Here is a 17,668-nt window from a genome sequence, read left to right as displayed (position 1 = left end):
ACCAACCAGCAGCTTCCGCCTAGCTGGCCGCCTTCCCGTCCCCTATTGCATGCTGGCTCTGGGGCTGCAACCGCCGCCTCGCGCCCTTGGCCTCCGGAGACGCCGCGGCTCTCCCCCTGCAGCATCCGCGCGCTTGCAGCGGGCGGCTTTGCGTGATTGTCTAACAGTCGAAACCAACCACAGTCCGAATGCACCCCATCCGACCTGGCGAGGATGCCAATGGATATGAAGCGGATTGTCGAGGCCAGCCGGTCTTTTGCTGCTCCCTATCGCATTACCGACGGACGCAAGTTCCGCCTGAAGGATTGCGATCCCGACGACATCGCGAATTTCAAGGAAGCGGATAGGCAGCGGGCAAAGGATGCCCTTGCTCTTGGCACCCAGGCGCTCGCCGAATTGCAGGACAAACTCTATGCCCAGAATCAGTGGGGCCTCTTGCTGATCTTCCAGGCGATGGACGCGGCCGGCAAGGATGGCGCCATCAAGCATGTGATGTCCGGCGTCAATCCCCAGGGCTGCCAGGTCTTCTCCTTCAAATCGCCGTCGTCCGAGGAGCTGGATCACGATTTCATGTGGCGTTGTGCGCACAATCTGCCGGAACGCGGCCGGATTGGCATCTTCAATCGCTCCTATTACGAGGAAGTGCTGGCGGTGCGGGTGCATCCTGACTATCTGCGCCGCCAGAACCTGCCGCCCTCGCTGGTGACGAAGGATATCTGGCAGGAGCGCTTTGAGGATATCGGCAATTTCGAACGTTATTTGACCCGCAACGGCTTCAAAGTAATCAAGTTCTATTTGAACGTCTCAAGGGACGAACAGAAGAAGCGTTTTCTGGAGCGCCTGGAGAATCCCGAGAAGAACTGGAAATTCTCCGCGGCCGACGCATCGGAGCGCAGCTATTGGAAGGACTATGCCAAAGCCTATGAAGAGATGATCGAGGCCACCGCCAGCAAGCACGCGCCCTGGTATGTCGTTCCCGCCGACAATAAATGGTTCACCCGCGTGGTGGTCGCCGCCGCCATCATCGATGCCCTGGATTCGCTCGATCTCGACTATCCCAAGGTCAGCGAGGCGCAGAAGAAGGAACTGGCCGCGGCCCGCACCACTTTGCTGGAAGAATGAAGTCATTGCACGGACAGTGATCAGACCGGCGGTGATCAGATAAACTGCCGGTCATCAGATAAACGGGAGGATCGTATGAGCAGCCTGTTACGTCCTGAAGACCTGTCGAAGATCGCCAATGACGCCGAAACGGCCAAGATGCAGAAAGCGCTCGACCTCAAACGCGTGGTCGAGGATGAGAAGAAGTCCTTGCGCGATGCCTTCATGCATCGCGATCTGCGACCCGATGTCGATGAACGGGTGAACAAGGCGATCCGCCGCGCCGCCGAGGACGGCTTCCGCGAATTGATGGCCGTCTCCTTCCCGGCCAGCTATTGTAATGACGGCGGCCGCCGCATCAACAACCTCGAACCGGATTGGCCTGTCTCGCTGGAGGGTTTCGCCAAGATTGCCTATGACTATTACCAGGAGAAACTCCATCCCATGGGCTACCGCCTCACCGCCCGGGTGCTGGATTATCCCGGCGGCTTTCCCGGCGAGGTTGGCTTGTTCCTGAGCTGGTAGGGTATTGTCGTCCGTTGCGAACGGTCATGATCTTCAGCCGCGCCGATGGACCCTCCAATCAAGTCCGAGGGTGACAAGCTTGCTGATGCAATGATCGTGCGATGATCATCGGCGATCGATTTCGCGCCATGTCGCCACCACCGGTTAGCGCTCGGACTTGATCCGAGGATCACCCGACTTGCTCGCCCACCGTCTCATCCGACAGCTCGCCGCGCCGTCGCCGGCCGTGCTGCGGCTGATCGACCGGTGTATCAGCGACGCTCCGCCAGTTGCCGGGTATCGAGGGCACGGATGGCCTCCAGCTTCGCCTTGCAGTCCAGCCAGGCCGCCTGATAGCCATAGGTGAGCGCCAAGAGATCGAGATCCGAGGCAAGATCCTTCGCCGGCCAGTCCGGCCCGTCGCTGCAGTTGAGCAGGCTGCGATCGATCGGCGGCTCGACCAGCTTGTATTCAATCACCGGGGCAGGCGTCGAAATCGCCTTGCCGCTGCTGCAGGCACCACAGCCGAGCAAGGCCAGAACGGGCAGAAGCTGACAGAGGCACTGCTTGCTGTTTCGCATTCCGGATCTCCTCGATCGCAACCGCATAAGAGCGTTTCAGATTGGCAAGGCTCTGCGTCGCCTTGTCGGCGGCTTCCTGCTGCATCGCCAGCCGTTTCTGGTAATCCGCCATCAGGGCCGCATTGCGCTGGTTGACGGCCCCGAGTTCGCTGACGAAGCCCTTCTGCCGCATGACCTCCGCCTCCGCCGCTTCGGCGCGCAAGGTCTGCTGCGTGGTCTTGGTCGCCGCCTGATCGGCCTTCAGGCGCGCGGCGGCGAGCTCCAGGCGCATGACACCGAACAGGCCGAGAAGCCCGACCACCCCCACGACCCCGAGCACCAGTTTCCAGTTGCGCAGCAGCCAGAGCCCGAGCGCGCCCATCACCGCCAGCCCTCCTGCCGCAGCCGGATCTGGCGATAGACGATCCAGCCGATCACCACCGCCCCGATGACGGCCAAAACGATGGGGCCGAAGCGCAAGACGAGATCGGCGATTGGGCTGGCCGCATAGCCGATATCGCCGACCTGCCGGACGATCTCCGCCGTGGCCGCCAGACCGCCCGCCCCGGCTGCCACACCGCTGCCGGCAATGCCGGGCGTGGCGCGTATCGGCGGTTCCTCGATGAAGCCGCGCGGCATCGCCGTGCGGTCTTCCGGCCGGACCACAGTGAGATAAAGTGCCGCCTCCCGCGCCCGGCGCGACACCAGGCCTGGCAGCTCCACCTTGCGCCCCCGTTCCGTCTCGCGTTCCCGCACCGTGGCCTTGGTCCAGAGGTTGAAGGCGCGCCCCGCCGCCTCGGTATCGCCGCGATTATGGGCCCGCAGCACGGTCGATTTGCGGAAATTGCCGATGCCGATATTGAAGGCCAGCGACACCATGGCGGCATGCTGATTGGCATTGGCCGAGACGCGGCAGGCGCCGGCCACCTGATCGCCCACCCGGCGCAGATCGCTTTCCAGCAAAGCCTCCGCCGCCGCCATCGTGATGGTGCGGCGGCCGACATCCTCGATCGTGAGATCGGGGCCGGTATGGCCATAGCCGATGGTGGGAATGCCAGCCGGGCACAGATAGGCCGTGAGGCGGCATCCCTCATATTCCTCGATGATCGCCAGCCCCGCCGGCACGATTCCAATCGGCGTGGTCGGCGTGCTTCCAGTGGGTGCGGTTCCAACGGATGCGGTTCCAGCAGCGGCAAGCCCAGTGGGCGATATCACGGATATGCTCATTGCTTCCTCCTTTCAGCGGTGGAGAGGATCGTCGTATTGCCGATCGCGGTACGGTCGACGAACCGATTGCCCGGGTCGGGATGAGGCTCGACGATGCGGAGATCGAAGCCCAGGTGATCAGAACGCAGGAGATCGCGGCCCAGCGGATCAAGGCCGAGTGCCGCCTTGCGCGTCTGCGTTTCCTCCAGTCGGTTGATGCGCCGCAAAGCGTCTTCCAGCTTGGCATCGGTGACCGCCTGGTTCAGCAGCACCTGGTTGATCGAGCGTCCCTGGTCGCGCAGATCGCCCCAGGCCTGCATGCCGAGGAAAGCCAGGACCGGCAGCGAGATCCGCGCCGCCAGTTTGACCCAGGCATTGTCCGCCGCCTGCTCTGCCTTGCGCGCGAAATCGGCCATATCCGCTTCCTTTCTGTCACGATCCCGGAGCACAAATCCGGGCCGCGTCCCGGCGTGATCCCTGGCGCGATCCTGGGCCATCCCGGCCTGCCCTATGATTGCGCTTGAATATTGGCATATTGACAATTATAACAGGATCGTTGTTTTATAATCAACATAACTTCCAGCGGCTGCGCTCTGAAGAATTCCGCGCGACCCGGGAATGCTTGGCATTAGAAGCCGTTTCGCCTATAGGTTGCAAATCTCGGTTGCCGTCGGTCCGCCTTCTGTCGATAATGACCGCCGCATGAGAACATGACGAACAACAGAAAATAACGACAAGAAAATGAAGATCACCGAAACCAGTAAATTCCTCAGCTACGTCCTGCGGCATCAGCCGCAAAGCATCGGCCTCACCCTCGACAGCGAAGGCTGGGCGCAGATCGACGCCCTGATCGCCGGCGCCACCAAAGCGGGCCGCAAACTCGACCGCGCCCTCATCGAGAAAGTGGTGGAGACCAGCGACAAGAAACGCTTCGCCCTTTCACCGGACGGCAGGCGCATCCACGCAGTGCAGGGCCATTCGACGAAGACGGTCTCGCTCACCTATGAAGAAAAGGTGCCGCCGGCCCTCCTCTATCACGGCACCGCGACGCGCTTCCTGGATTCGCTCCGCGCTCAAGGGCTGATCGCCAAATCGCGCCACCACGTGCATCTCTCCGCCGATCCGCAAACCGCCACCGCCGTCGGCCAGCGCTACGGCACACCGGTGGTGCTCAAGATCGACACCGCCTGCATGCACGAGCGCGGCCTAAAATTCTACCAGGCCGAAAACGGCGTCTGGCTGACGGATGCCGTGCCGCCGGAATTCATTGACGTGGAAGGGTGAACCTCGCCCCGCCGTTAGTATGGTGAGGTCGGCGTCGAATTCGCCGTCGTCACTATCGGTGTTTCCATCGCCAACGGAGGCTGTCTGCGCGCCGAGCATCCTCTGCCGTATCGTCCTTGGCGGGGACGGCATTGTCATTCGCGCAGCTTCATCCTTGCCCGACGCGGGCAAGGCTTCAGAGGCGAGATGCACAACCCCCGCTTCGACGGTCTTCTTGACGAGGAGTTGCTAGTGCTCGTCCAGCGTCAGGTCTCGGCCGATCGCCACTTCCTCGGCGGAGGCACACTGATCGATATATCCAAGCTCATTCGCTTGGTGGCGTATCGTCAATGCCGCTGCAGGACAATAGCACCATCAAGCCGAAGATCGCCGTGGGAAAGAAAAAGGCACAGAACCAGCTATAGACGATCGGGAACAGGTTAGGGATGTTCAATCCATCATTTCGCGTGTCAAGATAGATTTCCTGAGGATTATGCGAAATCGCGAGATAACCGGCAAAACTCGCCGCGGCAGAACCGGCAACAGCCGCAATAATGAGGACGGACCAGAAGGCGGCGCCCATCAATCGCCAGGGCAGGATCAATAATCCAAGAACGGTCGCTGCCACGAAGGAGAGGAAAAACAGTGGCGCTATGCCAGAGGATGCTTCCAAAAGAATACGGCCGATATCCGCTATCGAGCGAACCGCCTCGCCCCAGGCATCGACCAATGCAAAGGCCAATACATTACCGCAAGCATAAGAAAGAGCGATCACGCTAACCAAGGCAAGTCGCCGCCAACTGCAGATCCCCAACATGTTCGAACACACCTTAGCTACGGTCTATCTTAACGCATGTGCGATATCGGTGCTTTAGCCATTCACCCAGAAATAACCCGCAAAAGTGGCACAATGAAGGCCGAGTTGTCGCAACATTGCGCTTTCAGGCAGCGACGGCCTGCCGTCTTTCATTGTCTAACGCGAGTTTTTGTCGGTTTAGCCAATGCGAGCGATATCGGCACTGATAAACGAATCTAGTTCTGGCGCGGTGGAATACCTCCTCGCCGGAACTGGTAACTGGTTCTATCCCTAATTAGATCCTGCTGCCATGGCTGTGTTTCATATGCTTTCGCCACTTGCGCGCCATAACTAGATACGGTCCGCGCAACGTGGCTGTTATAGAGAGTTGCAATGGCAGCTATGGATGTGTCTTTCGGGACGTTATTTACAATGGCCTTAATCATTTTGGCTCCTGCGAGAACATTCTGCAGTGGATCATTTAATTGCTCTCGCGTGCCGAAATGATCGTCCCAATATTTCACGTTGACGTTCATAGGCAAGATCGATTTGTTGGTTTGGGGTCGGGGGTTGAACCTATCGTAATATCCGTGGGTCGTTTCAACATACATGATCGCCCTTATTAAACGGGGATCGACGCCGACCTTGTCCGCCGCATAGTCGATTTGAGATTGATATTTTTTGACGTCAGAATAGCTCGCCAGTGCATACCATGGCGTCTCCGAGCTTGCGTTCGGGTTTTCCTTAACCACGAAGTGCCCGCCCCCACCCTTGAGGATAAATGCTTTGCGGACAGCATCGCTATCGTCCACAGGCATTGTCGTCTCGTTATCCAGTTTGATCTTATGATTTGCATTAGATCTTTTTTCTTGGGCGCCTAAATCGGGTTGTGGTGATGCGCCGGCGGCTTGTGCATTAACATTTGACAAAGATCGTGACGTCGCTACCGGATTGCCCTCTTCCTTTTCGTTGCTCTCACCGATACCAAATGGCAAACGGAATTCTCCAAACGTGACGTCCTCCAACGCGGCTGCTTGCCTCAGCTGGTCAAGATTGCGGAGCACGAGGTCATAGTTGAGGCCGAAACGATCGCCCAACTGCTTAGCTTCGGTTGCTCGCGTAATTTCTGTTTGGTCGCGAGTGGCTCCAGCCCCTTCGGTAGGTATCACTCCCGAAATGTTCGCATCGTTATTAACAGGAAGCCCGGGATTTGCGGACGGAACAGCGCGGGTGTCGCTCTTGCTTGGCGATATCTGCGGCTCCATGGGTTCACCTCTTATGACTTTTGATCTGGAAATGTTGATATTATAGCAACGATTTTTCGAAATTTCATTTAACTTCGGAAAGCGCCTGGATCCCCATCACCGTCGACAGTCGGTCGATAGATTCGGTTGGCTGGACTGTGTGAAGGCATAAGTGCCGGCGGAGCCGTCGGTTAATGATCCAGTTGCGCCCATGCAGCGGGCGTGAGGTTGTCGGCCTGTCGCTCCAACACGCGCCGCGCGCCGGCGATGTCGCCCTTAGTGGCGAATTGCCGGATGACCGCGTGAAGCACTGGGTGTTGTAATTCTGGAAAGCCTGCTCGGCCGAGCGCGTATCCAGGTATTGCGGGTGATCGTCGCCTGGTTATGCATCAGCCCGCGCCGATAGGCCGCCGGGCCTTTGGCGCTGAAAGGCGCTCAAAGCTCCCTGATAAACTAACCAGTCGGAATATTTCTGCGGATTTAAAAACTCAAAGAGTGGAAAAACACGTACAGCGCCAAAAAATACATAGAAAAGGAAATTACTGCGTAGCCTATCACACTCTTAACCAATCCTTGATGGCTAATAGCTTCATCCACCGTACAGCCGACACCCCATGACGCTATAATTAAAATTGGTAAGAAGATCACTTTCGCGAATTCCGAATCTCCCCAGGCAGGTGACAGCAAAGGAACAAGCGAATTCGGAAAAGGAATCTCAAGATAGCTCGATATCTTTCCAAGAGCCCAGCCATCTGTCATTTGACGCGCTTTAAGGTGGTCATCGATGATATCGAGACACAGATATAAGAACGACAGCGCCGGGAGCATTATCGTCATCATTCGCCTGCTCAACGTAGGCCTCTATCGATAAAAACGCTTAGCAAATTCTAAGAACATTCAGCATCATATATAAACCCTTTATACGTGTAAATCACAAATGGAATAAAAGCGAGAGAATCCAGGACACTCCCTAGCAATCTGGGCAATTAACTTGCCCGCTCTGGAGAGCTTTATCGAGACCCTTAGTAGCAGCGTCTCGAAGATCGTCCGGCAAAGCATCAATTTGCCTTCTAATGATATCCATTTGTTGTTTATTGAGAATCATTGGAATCCTGTTTGGATTGATTTTGACAAAGCGCTCCGCATCTTCCCTATCAATGTTGTCTAGGACCTCATCGTAGATATCATTGATCTGATCTTTGCTGAGGGTTCCCATTGTGGCACTGCCGATAACCTTCTTGATCTTCTTTTCAATGTCATCGGTGACAAACATCTTTTCGAACATATTGAGTGCCAATATCTGCTCATTCGAATCCGCTTTCAGATTTCGGACGTCATTCTTTTCTGAAATCTCAGGAACATCCGTCTGAGGTTGGCCGCTTGCTATTTGGATCAATAGCGGCTGCGCGCTGTCGTCGGATGAGTTCGCTTTTGAATAAAACGTGTTATTAGATTGTTCCTCATGCTCCGCCTTGATGCGGCGTAAATTGGCTGCCGTTTGGTTGACGATCTGCTGCTGTTCAGGGGGTGTCGCCTGACGACCGGTAGCAGCTTCGTGAGCGCTGAGAGCAATATCGACATTGCGGCGAAACGCCACGACAATCTTCATCTGCAGATCATCGTCATCGGCGGATTTAATCACCGTACCCTCCGACATACTCTTACTTTCGGCCGTTCGCCCGGCTAACGCCGTTTCATGCTGGCTGTTGGAATCTGCTGTCAAGCCTAGCTGTTGCAATACACGATCGGTATTGGCCTTGTAGCTGCGCTGCAGGCTGAACGCGGGATCGTTCGGCCCCTTGTCCTTGAGCGTGGCCTGCAAAGCCGAGAGCTTGGACATGTCCTTGCCATCGACCAGATGGATGTAGTCGTTGAGATCGGTATCGAGGAAGCTTTGGGGATGATCCAGCGCCTCATCACGCAGCCGATAGAAGGTGGCGGGATCGGTGGTGATCCTGCCGCCAGCCTTGGCATAACCATCGATGGCTTCTCGGCCCTTGGGATCGATGCCGATATAGGTCTGATAGGGAATGCTGGTGATGCTGCCGCCCCGGTCGAGGATGTCCTTGGCCTGCGTCTTTAATTGCCGCTGATTGGCGAGATAGGTCTGCTTCTCCCGCTGGGTCGCCAGGGCGACATTCGCCGCCACCCGCTGGCGCAGATCCGGGTCCTCAATCTCCGCTACCTTGGCCAGGCGGGCGAGCTGGGCGCCGTGAAGGCCTGAGCGGCGGTGTCGGCTTGATGCCGCAGAATAACGCTTCGCTCCAACCGTTGTTCATAACAAAAAGCCAGCTACATCGAAAAGTAACTGACTATCCGTTTGACTTTAAGTTGGAGGGAAATGATCTGGTTAAGGCCAGCTGGAAGGAAGCGTGTGCAACCGGTGTTGCCGATCGCCACGTCAATCTATCAGATCATGAGACACATTGCCGGTTTGCGCGCCGGAAATCCACAAACCTAATCGCTATTCGATGCTTGGAAGAAGGTGCAATCCGTATTTTTTTGCTATTTCTTCAAACGCAGGCACATCTTGTTGACTTCGAAGTAAAACGAGATCTGTGCGATCAGTGCACGCGTGAAAGAGTGCTTGCACGCTTATAAAATAGACATTCATTGAATCCACTCCACGTAAGCTTCTTACTTGAAGTTGGAGAAAATTTTTATCGTTGGCATCAGTAAACCAATAGCGCCCTCCCTTCTTAACGTAAGCGCCGTCCTTTGGTGACTTCTTTCAGGGCCTCCTTACCTGTCTGCTTGGCAACGTCGCGAATGGTTGATGCTGCTACATGCTCCAGGCCGGCACCGCCGCGCAGGCCAAGCCATTCCAATCCCAGCCAGTTGGGCCAACATCCCGATTGCCAATGCATCCCAGATAATTCTAAGCGCCTTTGCCATGGCTCACCTTATTTGACCCACTTATTGTGTCTCCCAATACTCTTGCCAATAAAGCTGGGATGACGACGCAATACCGATCAACCTGTCTTGCCAATCAAATTCCAATTCGTAATTAACCAGCGTGCCATTGCCGCTGAGCACACATACATCCGTAACGAGAACGGAGTTATTTCCCTCAGCGGTTTCGATGTGCCAAGAGGGGAAATCCCAGGGCAAATCGTCAAGTTTGTGAGTCACTTGAGCAACGACATCCCCATCGGCGACACCCGCGATCAACGAGCCTCGATAGCCCGCAATATCCCGGATTTCCTTCCGAACAACTATTTTATCGTCGACAAAATACGTGACACCGTCGGTGTCGACGTAAACGCAAAAATCGGAGAGCTTTTGGCTGCCGCGGCAATTCTCCGACTGCGGCGCTGAAGGCGGAATTGGCTTGCGAGCTTCGCCAATCATCGTTTTCCCAAAGGAAAACCTATCCTCCCTATCATGGAACGGTTTACACCCCTCAGCCCAAGCAGGAACCGATAAGCTGATCCCGATAAGGGCACATAGCAGAGTTTTCATAGCAAACCCAGAATTCTACCGATAGTAGAATTTAATTTAAAAACAAAAGTGGGTCAACTACCGTACCGCCGTTGAGATGAGGCGTGGCACTTCCATAACGCACTTCGAAATGCAGATGAGAATATTTCACCTTGATAGCGTTTCCACTTCGCCCGATCTCTGCAATTTGATCCCCAGCTTTCACGACCTGGCCGACTTTGACGAGATCCTTGTTCCTTCGATGCGGTAGACCGCCCTTGACAATGAACGGATAATCGAGATGCGCATACTGCGTGTAAAAGCCGCCAGCATGCTCAATAACGATCTGATACCCAAATGACTTGTTATAATCCACGAGGACAACCTTGCCGTCTGACACGGCATAGACAGGAGAGCCCACCGGAGCTTCGATATCAATTCCCCAATGCCCCTTTACCCCACCATTTCGGCCACGCCCGAAGCCACCAGCACCCTGGCCGGAAGCTGCGTCACGTTTAGTTAATGTCCGATATTCCCCTACTGGCCATTGCGCAGCTTTATATTTTTCTAATGCTCGAATGGCTTGATCTGCCTTCGGTCCATCAGCCTGGGCGGTGTTCTTTGATTTTGAAACCTTTTCCTTCGGAGGCGCTACATTAGTTGGTACCGCCTGCTGCGCCGGCTCGGTCGTAGCAGGGCCCTCTTTAGATGGTGGGCTAGATTGAGATGGAGGTACATGATCCGCAGTCCGAATCATCAACGAGTTGTCGTTTGCGGTCGCCGTTCTGCCAGTTGTCGAGATGACCCCGCCATATCGCGTCATAGCGAAGCTCCGCCGATCGAGCTTCATATCGATTACGGCCTGGTCGGCAATCTTTTGTTGCTCTGCCGGTGTCGCCTTGCGGCCGGTTGCGGCTTGGTAGCCGGCCAGATCGCGATCGACCTCGTGATAGAGTTTCGCAATGTCGGTTGCGGAAAGATCGAGCCCGCGGAGGGTTCGGTCGATATTGTCTTTATAGACCCGCTCCAGGTCGAGCTGCGGGTCGTGGTTGCCGCTGCGCAGGCTTTGCTGCAATTGGTCGAGCGTTGCGAGGTCCTTCGCCTCGATCTCGCCGAGGTGATCGTTGAGATCGACATCGAGAAAAGCCTGCGGATCGTCCAGCGCGAGGTTCTTCAGCCCGTAATAGACAACGGGATCGGTTGTGATCCTGCCGCCGGCCTTGGCATAGGCGCTCAACGCAGCCTTCCCTTTCGCGTCGATGCCAATGAGCATCTGATAGGGAATGTCGGTGACGGAACCGCCCCGGTCGATGATGTCCTTCGCCTGGCCCTTCAAGTGCCGCTGCTGGGTCAGATAGGTTTGCTGGTCCCGTATGGTCTGCGAAGCGATCCGATCCGATACGGCCAACCGCAGTTGCGGGTCGGCGATCTTCTCTGCCATGGCCAGGCGCGCCTCGGCATCCGGCGGGCTGGGTTCGGTCGCGGTCTTGCCATGCTGCTCGCTGCCGAGGCGCAGCGGTGAAGCCTGCAGGATACGGGCAGTTTCATCCTCGACCCGGTTGTTGAATTCCAGATGATCGAGCCGGGCGCTCGTCGCCGCCCGGTCATCCGGCAGCAGATTGGCTTCATATAGGCTGAACAGGTTTCGTGCCGCGCCGCTGTCGCGCTGCGCCATCGCCCCCTCGACCCGGGCCCGCATGGCCCTGCTGGCGACCTGCGCCAGTGCCGCCTTGATCTCCTCCGGCCCTGCCTGGTGACGCCTGAGCTGGTCCAGGCTCTCGGCTTGCGCCAGATATAGGCCCTTGGCGTATTCCCGGCTGTCGTTATAAAACCTGCCGATGCCCTGGATCGATTGATCGATCCGCGTCGTGCTGACATCGTCCTCATAGACACCCTGCTGCTGGTCGCGATAGCGCTGCATCTGCCCCAGGACGGTGGCGCTCCCCGCCTCCATGGCCTTGCTCAAGAGCTCGGCCTGCTCCGAATTGGCGGCGCGCGACAAGTAATCCCGCTTGAGGACCGAGAGCTGTTTCTCGGTCGCCGTGTAGCCGTCCACCGCCAGCTTGCCGGGCAGTGTCTGGTAACTGTCAGCGATTTTGCCCTGCGCCGCGGTGAATTGGTTGAAGAGATCAACCGCGGCGGTCTCGTTCTTCGCCTGGTCCTGCTGGCGCAAATACTTTGCAGCCTCTCCAAGGCTGTCCGCGACGGACCCGAGGGATTTGCCGAGATCCGTCATCGCCCGGCCGACATCGCTGCCGAAAGCCTCGGCTGTCGGCTTCATGGTCTGGTAGGGCGTGTTGGCGGGGGCAAGCGCGATCTGGCGCTGGTTATATTCCGGGACGCGAGGCATGAATCTCTCCGCTGCGCCCAAGCCTTATGCCTGGCGCGAAAATGATCGGTCGCATGTGATGGGCCGGTGACTTACATCGGCGGCTACGGCACAGAAGATGTGGTGGACTTAGACGGGGATTGGGATTTGAAAGCGCCAGAAGTGCTGAAATCGGCGTAGCTCTTCCCGAACTGCGACACGCCGCCCAAGAAGGAACTGGTCGCATCGAAATAGCCGGCGGTCTTCGCCTGTTTCGCCTGCATCTGGTAGAGCTGGGCATCGGCTTGGAAATTCACGCCTTGCAGCAGAAACTGGCGCGCCTCGCGTTGCGCATTGTTCCGGATGGTGAGCGCGTCCAGCTCGCCGGTCGCCGCCGTGTCGCCGAGGATATCGAGTACCGAGCCGCTGGTGAGGTCGGCACCCTGGGCAGCGAAGCCGGCGCGCTGCTGGCCCAGCAGGAGCTGGACCTTCTGGCGCTGCTTCTGCTCCTCCACATCGCCGCGCTTCAAGGCGTCATCGGCATTTTGCTGGGCGATGATCTGGTTGTTGCGGGCGACCGCGGCCTGGTACTTGGCCTGGGCCGATTGCGCCTGGCTTTGCTGGATCGAGCCAACCACGGAGACGCCGGCCGAGATCGCGGCAGCGGCGAGCGAAGCGACGGCGGTCGCGGTTGTTGCACCTGTCATCTTAGTCCTCCGTCACGGTGACCGTGTTGAAACTGGTGTCGCGCCGCGAGACCAGGAGATCCGTCTCATCGGTGAATGCCCGCTCCGCCGCCTCGATGGTCTTTGCTGCGGTCGGGAACAGCATGGTCAAATCGGTGTCGGCCAGGGCGACGAAGGCCTGTTTGCGGCCGGCGCTGGCGGCGAAGACGTGATAGCCGTGCAGCTCCCGCGCCTCGCCGTCGAGATAGATGACGACATCGCCGCTGACGATCAGCACGGTCGGGATCTTGATCAGCGCGCCGGTGATCATCACCCCGGCCGGGATGCGGATGGTGCGGGCATAGAGGCCGGCATGAAAGAGATGCGCGGTGTCGATTTCCTGCTGCGGCTGGCTTGCGGCCAGGCTTTCCAGCGCCCGCACCTTGGCCAGAGCCGTCTCGCTCATCGCCGGGATGACATTGGCGGCGGGGCGATCATCAAGCCCTGCTAGATCACGCATCGGCCATCTCCTTGAAAAAGACCCGGTTGGTTTCGCGGTAGCCGAGATGCGGCAGCACCCGGGCCAGCCGGCCGCCATAAGGCGCGCTGACCAGCAGGCCGGGCGAACCGGCTTGCCGCGCCTGGCGCTCCGCCGCCCGCAACAGCTTGATGCCGGCGCCGCTCTTGCGATGGGCGGCGGCGACAAAAAAGGATTCGCTGACCGCGATCGCCACGCCGTAATGCGGGATGACCGGAAGCAGCAGGGCGACGAAGCCGATCAGCTCATCATCGTCGAGAAAGGCGCCATAGCCCTGGAAGCAGCCCGAGGCCTCGATCAGGCGATAGGCGGCGAGCTTCTCGACCGGCGCCGGCAGGCCATGGATGGCCGCTTCCGATGCATATTCCCTGGCGAGTGCCGGAAAATGCGGGTTGCGCTCGATCTCGTCAACCGTGCAGGGCTTGATGGTGACGGTCATGCCAGGGTCACCTTGCGTTCTTCAGTCTCCACGGTGGACCCCGCCGACGAAGGTCGGCCTGCGCCGACGGGGATCAAGTCCGAGGGTGACAACCTTGTTTGTTGCGGATGTGGTGCGATGTTCATCGACAATGTGTGTTGCACAACATCAACCTGCCCCGAATTGTCACCCTCGGACTTGATCCGAGGGTCCACCGTAGCGACTGACGGCTGGCAATCGACATCCCCGCCCCGCATCTCAAACCGATGAAACAGCATCCCGAACGGGCCGAGCGGCTCGGCGGGATAAAGGCGGAAGCCCATCCAATGCAGCCATTTGATCGAGCCGATGTAACGCGCATCGACCCAGTTCGCGAGGACCGGGAAGATGTCCAGCATCTCGGCGACGAAATCGCGGCAATGGCGCAGGAAAATGCGTTGCTCGCGCAGGAGGAGATCGCTGGTCAGCATCCAGGGCCGGCCGGTGCCGCTCAGCAGCGAATCCGTCGCCAAGCCGAAGATGCAGGCCGGCTGGTCCTCGACCAGCCAGCAGCGCGCCAGGACCGAGGCATCGAGCGAGGCCCTGAGCCCCACCAGCGGACCAAGGCCCGAGGCGGCATGGATCTCGTCCCGGTCCGCCCGCCGCATGATCCGCGCCAGGGCAACGGCGTGATCCGGCGTCGCGTCCACCACATGGTAAGGTTTACGCGCCAAGATCCACCTCCGGGATCGTCGCCAGCACAGTGCAGGGCAGCGGATTATCCTGGCGGATCAGGATGCGGCCGTTGCTGTTCCAATTGGGGTCCAGCACCACCCGCTCATTGCCGGTCAGCAGGCCGATCGGCGTGCCATACATCTGGTTGCTGCGTTCCTTGACCTCGGTCAGCCGGGAATACTGGCCGTTCTCATAGATGCCACCGATCTTCAGGCCGCGCGTCTTCTCCACCTTGACCGTGACGGCGGAGAGCTTCTTGCGCTTGCCCTGGATGGTGGGGTCGCCGACATCGAGGTCGAGCGTCTCCAGCTCCGCCGTATAAGGCAGGCCGATGGTGATCTTGCCGACCGGATTGTCGAGCGTGATCTTGCCATCGGTCACCACGGCATTGGGAAAGACATTGCCATCACCCAACACCCCGACCGTCTTTCCTTCCAGGTGATCCAGGTTGGAAACCGTCATGGTCGGCTCACCGTCGTATTGCAGGGCGCAATCGAGGAACCAGGCATCGACCACATCCTCGAACAGTCGACTGTGCAGCCGCTCGACATAGCGCTTTGTTTCGCCATTGACCTCGCGCCGGACGATGAAGTACGGCACGTCCTCGCCATTCTCGGAGATCACCGCGACGCTTTCGAAGAAGCCGTCGGTCGCGTGGCGGTGCCAGCCGAAGACCTGCTGCTCGCGCATATAGGTGAAGCCCAGCAGCACACCGTCCTCCCGCACCGCCCAGATGATGCGGAACGGCTCCTGCGCATAGCCCCATTCGCGGATCGTATGGCCGTAGAACAGGTGATCGGCCCAGACCGAGCGGTCGGTGCCGCTATAGGAATCGGTGGCGAAATCATAGAGCAGGTCGCGCACCACGCTGCCCTTCTCCTGGATATAGAGAATGGCGTTGTTGGAGACGATCGGCTGCACGTCGCTGCTGCCGTTATAGGATTGCGGCTTGGTGTAGCAACTGGCCGGGGTGATCGCATCGCCATTCGACCCGGCATAGCATTTCCATTCCGCCCCGCTGGTCAGCAGGATCAGCACATTCATCGACACCATGTGCCGGATGGCATTGACCTGGGAGGAGACCAGCGTCCGGGTGATGGCATCGTCATCCTTGGTCGGCGAGGCGACATTCATGTTCTTGAAATTGCCGGTCTGCGTCGCCCAGAGCGTCTGCGGCTTCTGCGTCGAATTGGCGAAGAATTTGCGCTGCTCGTGATAGGCGACGGTGCTCGGCCAATTCTTACCCTCGAACGGGTCGCGGATCGCGGGCGGCGTATCGCCTGTGTCCGGTTTGATATTGTCGTCTTTGAAACTGGTCGAGCTGGATGACCCGATATATCCAAAGGTGCGCTGATTTCCCGATAGATATTGAATTTTGAAACGCCGGATTGGCCAGCCCAGGAAACTGTTATGGTATTGGTGGAGGAGAGCGCCGCGGAGCCTGCCGTCCGGATGAATGCCGCGCCTAAGGCACCACCACCGGTATATGTCCCATAACCGGTGCTATCGACATCGCTGTTATCCAGCTTGCGCAAGCTGAAAGAGGTCGCCCCGGTCACCACGATGAGGAAATATCCGCCCGCGACCTCCGGCATTCCCGGTGCCGTTACAATGCAGATTTCGTCTCCCGTCTGCAGGCCGTGCGCTGACCCCGTCGCTACGACAGTCGGCTTTGCTTTTGAGATTGCCGTAATGCCCATTGCGGGTGCAATGCCGGGCAGGCTCTCTTCGGTGTCATCGCCATTCACCGCCGTGACCTTGTAGCGGTAGACGCTGGAACCGCCCGTCGCGACCACCGCGCTGAGGCCAGAGGGACGGGTTACCGTCGGGTAAAAACTGACCGGGCTGAATGTCCATTCCGCATCCCCAGCGCGCGACAAATCCTGCGGCTGGTAATTGGGGTGGCAGAAGGTCATCACATCCGCCGACTGCGTGTATTTCAGCAATGGCAGATCTTCACCGGCATAGGGGGTCGGAATTTCATAAATCGTGTCCGGATCGGATAGAACATAGCCGCCATCCTTGATGACCCGCATCACCTGGTCGCCGAATTCCAGCACATAGGTATGCTGGGTATTGAACTGGAACGGGATCAGCCGGCCACGTATGGCGCTGTCCTTAACCGCGCCGACAAATTCCGTGCCCGGCCGGTTGCTGGCGCCGCCGGCGGGATGGACGAAGAAGTTCAGCATCTTGCGGGCGCCGACCCGGTACATCGCCTGGTCGACCCGGGCATAGAGCTTGGGCGATAATTCGCCGGCGGCGAAGGAGGGCTGAATGACATTCTGGGTCATCGTTGCGCGATCCAGTCCGGGGTGACGTTCTGATCCTTGAAGCCTTCATTGGCATCGGCCGCCGCCGCCGAGCCGACGGCATCGCGCCACATCGTCAGGCAGGCCTGCATCAATTGCGTATTGCCGGTCAGCGGCACCGCCATCTGCGCGCCGCAGGCCCAGGACAGAGCGGTCAAGAAGCCGGGCGGAAACAAGGTCGTGTTGCTGATGCGGCGGGTATAGAAGGCAAGCGCCTGCGGCTGGTCGCAATAGATCACTTTCAGATCATTGCCCTGCCCGTCCCTGTCGATCGCCACTTCGTAGGGCACCGGATCGGCCGAAGCATTGCTGTCGATCGACGACAGCCGTCCGCGCCAGACGGCAAGCGGCTGGTAGAGGCTGCGGATCTTCAGGCAGTCATTGGGATAGGCGTAACGGAATTGCCAATCGACCGGCGGATTGCCGAGATCGGCGAGATAGCGCCGGCCCCGCGCGAAGCCCCAATCGACCGCTTCCAGCGTCTCGTCGCGCGCCTGCTCATAGATGATGTTGAAGGCACGCGCTTCCGGGCTGTCTTCCGCCAGATCGGCAATGGTCGAGCGCGTGCCGATGCGCGACAAGGACAGATTGGCGATCTGGATAAGATCGGCCATGGCGG

The 17,668-nt window shown here is 58.5% G+C and carries 21 protein-coding genes; 4 read left to right on the top strand and 17 right to left on the bottom strand.

Translation table 11 applies throughout. From position 1 onward, the window contains the following. Nucleotides 1–219 precede the first annotated feature (219 nt). A complete protein-coding gene (locus SMD27_RS18850) occupies nucleotides 220–1,122 on the top strand; it encodes a polyphosphate kinase 2 family protein (protein ID WP_320509984.1) in 903 nt (300 codons plus the stop codon). A 75-nt stretch (nucleotides 1,123–1,197) separates the two neighbouring features. Further along, on the top strand, nucleotides 1,198–1,626 hold the full coding sequence (locus tag SMD27_RS18845) for a hypothetical protein (protein ID WP_320509983.1): 429 nt from the start codon (nucleotides 1,198–1,200) through the stop codon (nucleotides 1,624–1,626). Between the two features lie 251 nt (nucleotides 1,627–1,877). On the opposite strand, the gene SMD27_RS18840 is transcribed toward SMD27_RS18845, so the two are convergent. The 4 genes from SMD27_RS18840 to SMD27_RS18825 are packed head-to-tail and all read right to left on the bottom strand — an operon-like array spanning nucleotide 1,878 to nucleotide 3,787. Further along, on the bottom strand, nucleotides 1,878–2,084 hold the full coding sequence (locus SMD27_RS18840; RefSeq protein WP_320509982.1) for a hypothetical protein: 207 nt from the start codon (nucleotides 2,082–2,084) through the stop codon (nucleotides 1,878–1,880). After that, the gene (locus tag SMD27_RS18835) at nucleotides 2,077–2,550 is read right to left on the bottom strand and encodes a hypothetical protein (protein ID WP_320509981.1); all 474 of its coding nucleotides are present in this window, start codon (nucleotides 2,548–2,550) and stop codon (nucleotides 2,077–2,079) included. Before SMD27_RS18835 ends, SMD27_RS18840 begins: the two co-directional genes overlap by 8 nt. Further along, entirely contained in the window at nucleotides 2,547–3,392 is an 846-nt protein-coding gene (locus SMD27_RS18830) for a lysozyme (protein WP_320509980.1), read from the bottom strand. The genes SMD27_RS18835 and SMD27_RS18830 overlap by 4 nt, the downstream gene beginning before the upstream one ends. Further along, nucleotides 3,389–3,787 carry a hypothetical protein gene (locus tag SMD27_RS18825; RefSeq protein WP_320509979.1) on the bottom strand — a complete coding sequence of 133 codons (399 nt, stop codon included), beginning with the start codon at nucleotides 3,785–3,787 and terminating at the stop codon, nucleotides 3,389–3,391. Before SMD27_RS18825 ends, SMD27_RS18830 begins: the two co-directional genes overlap by 4 nt. Before the next feature lie 325 nt (nucleotides 3,788–4,112). Between SMD27_RS18825 and SMD27_RS18820 the strand changes: the two genes are divergently transcribed. Beyond that, nucleotides 4,113–4,655 carry an RNA 2'-phosphotransferase gene (locus SMD27_RS18820; RefSeq protein WP_320509978.1) on the top strand — a complete coding sequence of 181 codons (543 nt, stop codon included), beginning with the start codon at nucleotides 4,113–4,115 and terminating at the stop codon, nucleotides 4,653–4,655. A gap of 304 nt (nucleotides 4,656–4,959) precedes the next feature. On the opposite strand, the gene SMD27_RS18815 is transcribed toward SMD27_RS18820, so the two are convergent. Both SMD27_RS18815 and SMD27_RS18810 read right to left on the bottom strand, forming a co-directional pair. Beyond that, nucleotides 4,960–5,451, bottom strand: a complete 492-nt coding sequence (locus tag SMD27_RS18815) for a hypothetical protein (RefSeq protein WP_320509977.1) — start codon at nucleotides 5,449–5,451, stop codon at nucleotides 4,960–4,962. 215 nt (nucleotides 5,452–5,666) lie between these two features. After that, complete coding sequence (locus SMD27_RS18810) at nucleotides 5,667–6,695, bottom strand: lysozyme family protein (protein WP_320509976.1); 1,029 nt, start codon at nucleotides 6,693–6,695, stop codon at nucleotides 5,667–5,669. A 173-nt stretch (nucleotides 6,696–6,868) separates the two neighbouring features. Between SMD27_RS18810 and SMD27_RS18805 the strand changes: the two genes are divergently transcribed. Continuing rightward, nucleotides 6,869–6,997: a hypothetical protein gene (locus tag SMD27_RS18805; RefSeq protein WP_320509975.1), complete on the top strand. Its 129-nt coding sequence runs from the start codon at nucleotides 6,869–6,871 to the stop codon at nucleotides 6,995–6,997. A 157-nt stretch (nucleotides 6,998–7,154) separates the two neighbouring features. Here SMD27_RS18805 and SMD27_RS18800 read toward each other — a convergent pair whose 3' ends face one another. From SMD27_RS18800 to SMD27_RS18750, 11 genes are all read right to left on the bottom strand, one after another. Further along, entirely contained in the window at nucleotides 7,155–7,514 is a 360-nt protein-coding gene (locus SMD27_RS18800; RefSeq protein WP_320509974.1) for a hypothetical protein, read from the bottom strand. Nucleotides 7,515–7,644: 130 nt separating this feature from the next. Next, nucleotides 7,645–8,823: a hypothetical protein gene (locus tag SMD27_RS18795; protein WP_320509973.1), complete on the bottom strand. Its 1,179-nt coding sequence runs from the start codon at nucleotides 8,821–8,823 to the stop codon at nucleotides 7,645–7,647. A gap of 767 nt (nucleotides 8,824–9,590) precedes the next feature. Beyond that, nucleotides 9,591–10,025, bottom strand: coding sequence for a hypothetical protein (locus SMD27_RS18790; RefSeq protein WP_320509972.1), 435 nt, complete (start codon nucleotides 10,023–10,025; stop codon nucleotides 9,591–9,593). A gap of 142 nt (nucleotides 10,026–10,167) precedes the next feature. Next, on the bottom strand, nucleotides 10,168–12,444 hold the full coding sequence (locus SMD27_RS18785; protein ID WP_320509971.1) for a M23 family metallopeptidase: 2,277 nt from the start codon (nucleotides 12,442–12,444) through the stop codon (nucleotides 10,168–10,170). A gap of 83 nt (nucleotides 12,445–12,527) precedes the next feature. Then, entirely contained in the window at nucleotides 12,528–13,109 is a 582-nt protein-coding gene (locus SMD27_RS18780) for a virion core protein, T7 gp14 family (protein WP_320509970.1), read from the bottom strand. 1 nt (nucleotide 13,110) lies between these two features. Continuing rightward, nucleotides 13,111–13,587, bottom strand: a complete 477-nt coding sequence (locus tag SMD27_RS18775; RefSeq protein ID WP_320509969.1) for a hypothetical protein — start codon at nucleotides 13,585–13,587, stop codon at nucleotides 13,111–13,113. Further along, nucleotides 13,580–14,044, bottom strand: a complete 465-nt coding sequence (locus SMD27_RS18770; protein WP_320509968.1) for a GNAT family N-acetyltransferase — start codon at nucleotides 14,042–14,044, stop codon at nucleotides 13,580–13,582. Before SMD27_RS18770 ends, SMD27_RS18775 begins: the two co-directional genes overlap by 8 nt. After that, entirely contained in the window at nucleotides 14,041–14,736 is a 696-nt protein-coding gene (locus SMD27_RS18765) for a hypothetical protein (RefSeq protein ID WP_320509967.1), read from the bottom strand. Before SMD27_RS18765 ends, SMD27_RS18770 begins: the two co-directional genes overlap by 4 nt. Further along, nucleotides 14,726–15,871: a hypothetical protein gene (locus SMD27_RS18760; protein WP_320509966.1), complete on the bottom strand. Its 1,146-nt coding sequence runs from the start codon at nucleotides 15,869–15,871 to the stop codon at nucleotides 14,726–14,728. The genes SMD27_RS18765 and SMD27_RS18760 overlap by 11 nt, the downstream gene beginning before the upstream one ends. Continuing rightward, entirely contained in the window at nucleotides 15,868–17,031 is a 1,164-nt protein-coding gene (locus SMD27_RS18755; protein WP_320509965.1) for a hypothetical protein, read from the bottom strand. The genes SMD27_RS18760 and SMD27_RS18755 overlap by 4 nt, the downstream gene beginning before the upstream one ends. Then, the gene (locus SMD27_RS18750) at nucleotides 17,028–17,663 is read right to left on the bottom strand and encodes a hypothetical protein (RefSeq protein ID WP_320509964.1); all 636 of its coding nucleotides are present in this window, start codon (nucleotides 17,661–17,663) and stop codon (nucleotides 17,028–17,030) included. The genes SMD27_RS18755 and SMD27_RS18750 overlap by 4 nt, the downstream gene beginning before the upstream one ends. Between the last annotated feature and the right edge of the window lie 5 nt (nucleotides 17,664–17,668).

The organism is Dongia soli, from assembly GCF_034044715.1.
GTDB lineage: Bacteria > Pseudomonadota > Alphaproteobacteria > Dongiales > Dongiaceae > Dongia_B > Dongia_B soli.
This window is presented reverse-complemented; position numbering and strand designations above follow the sequence as displayed.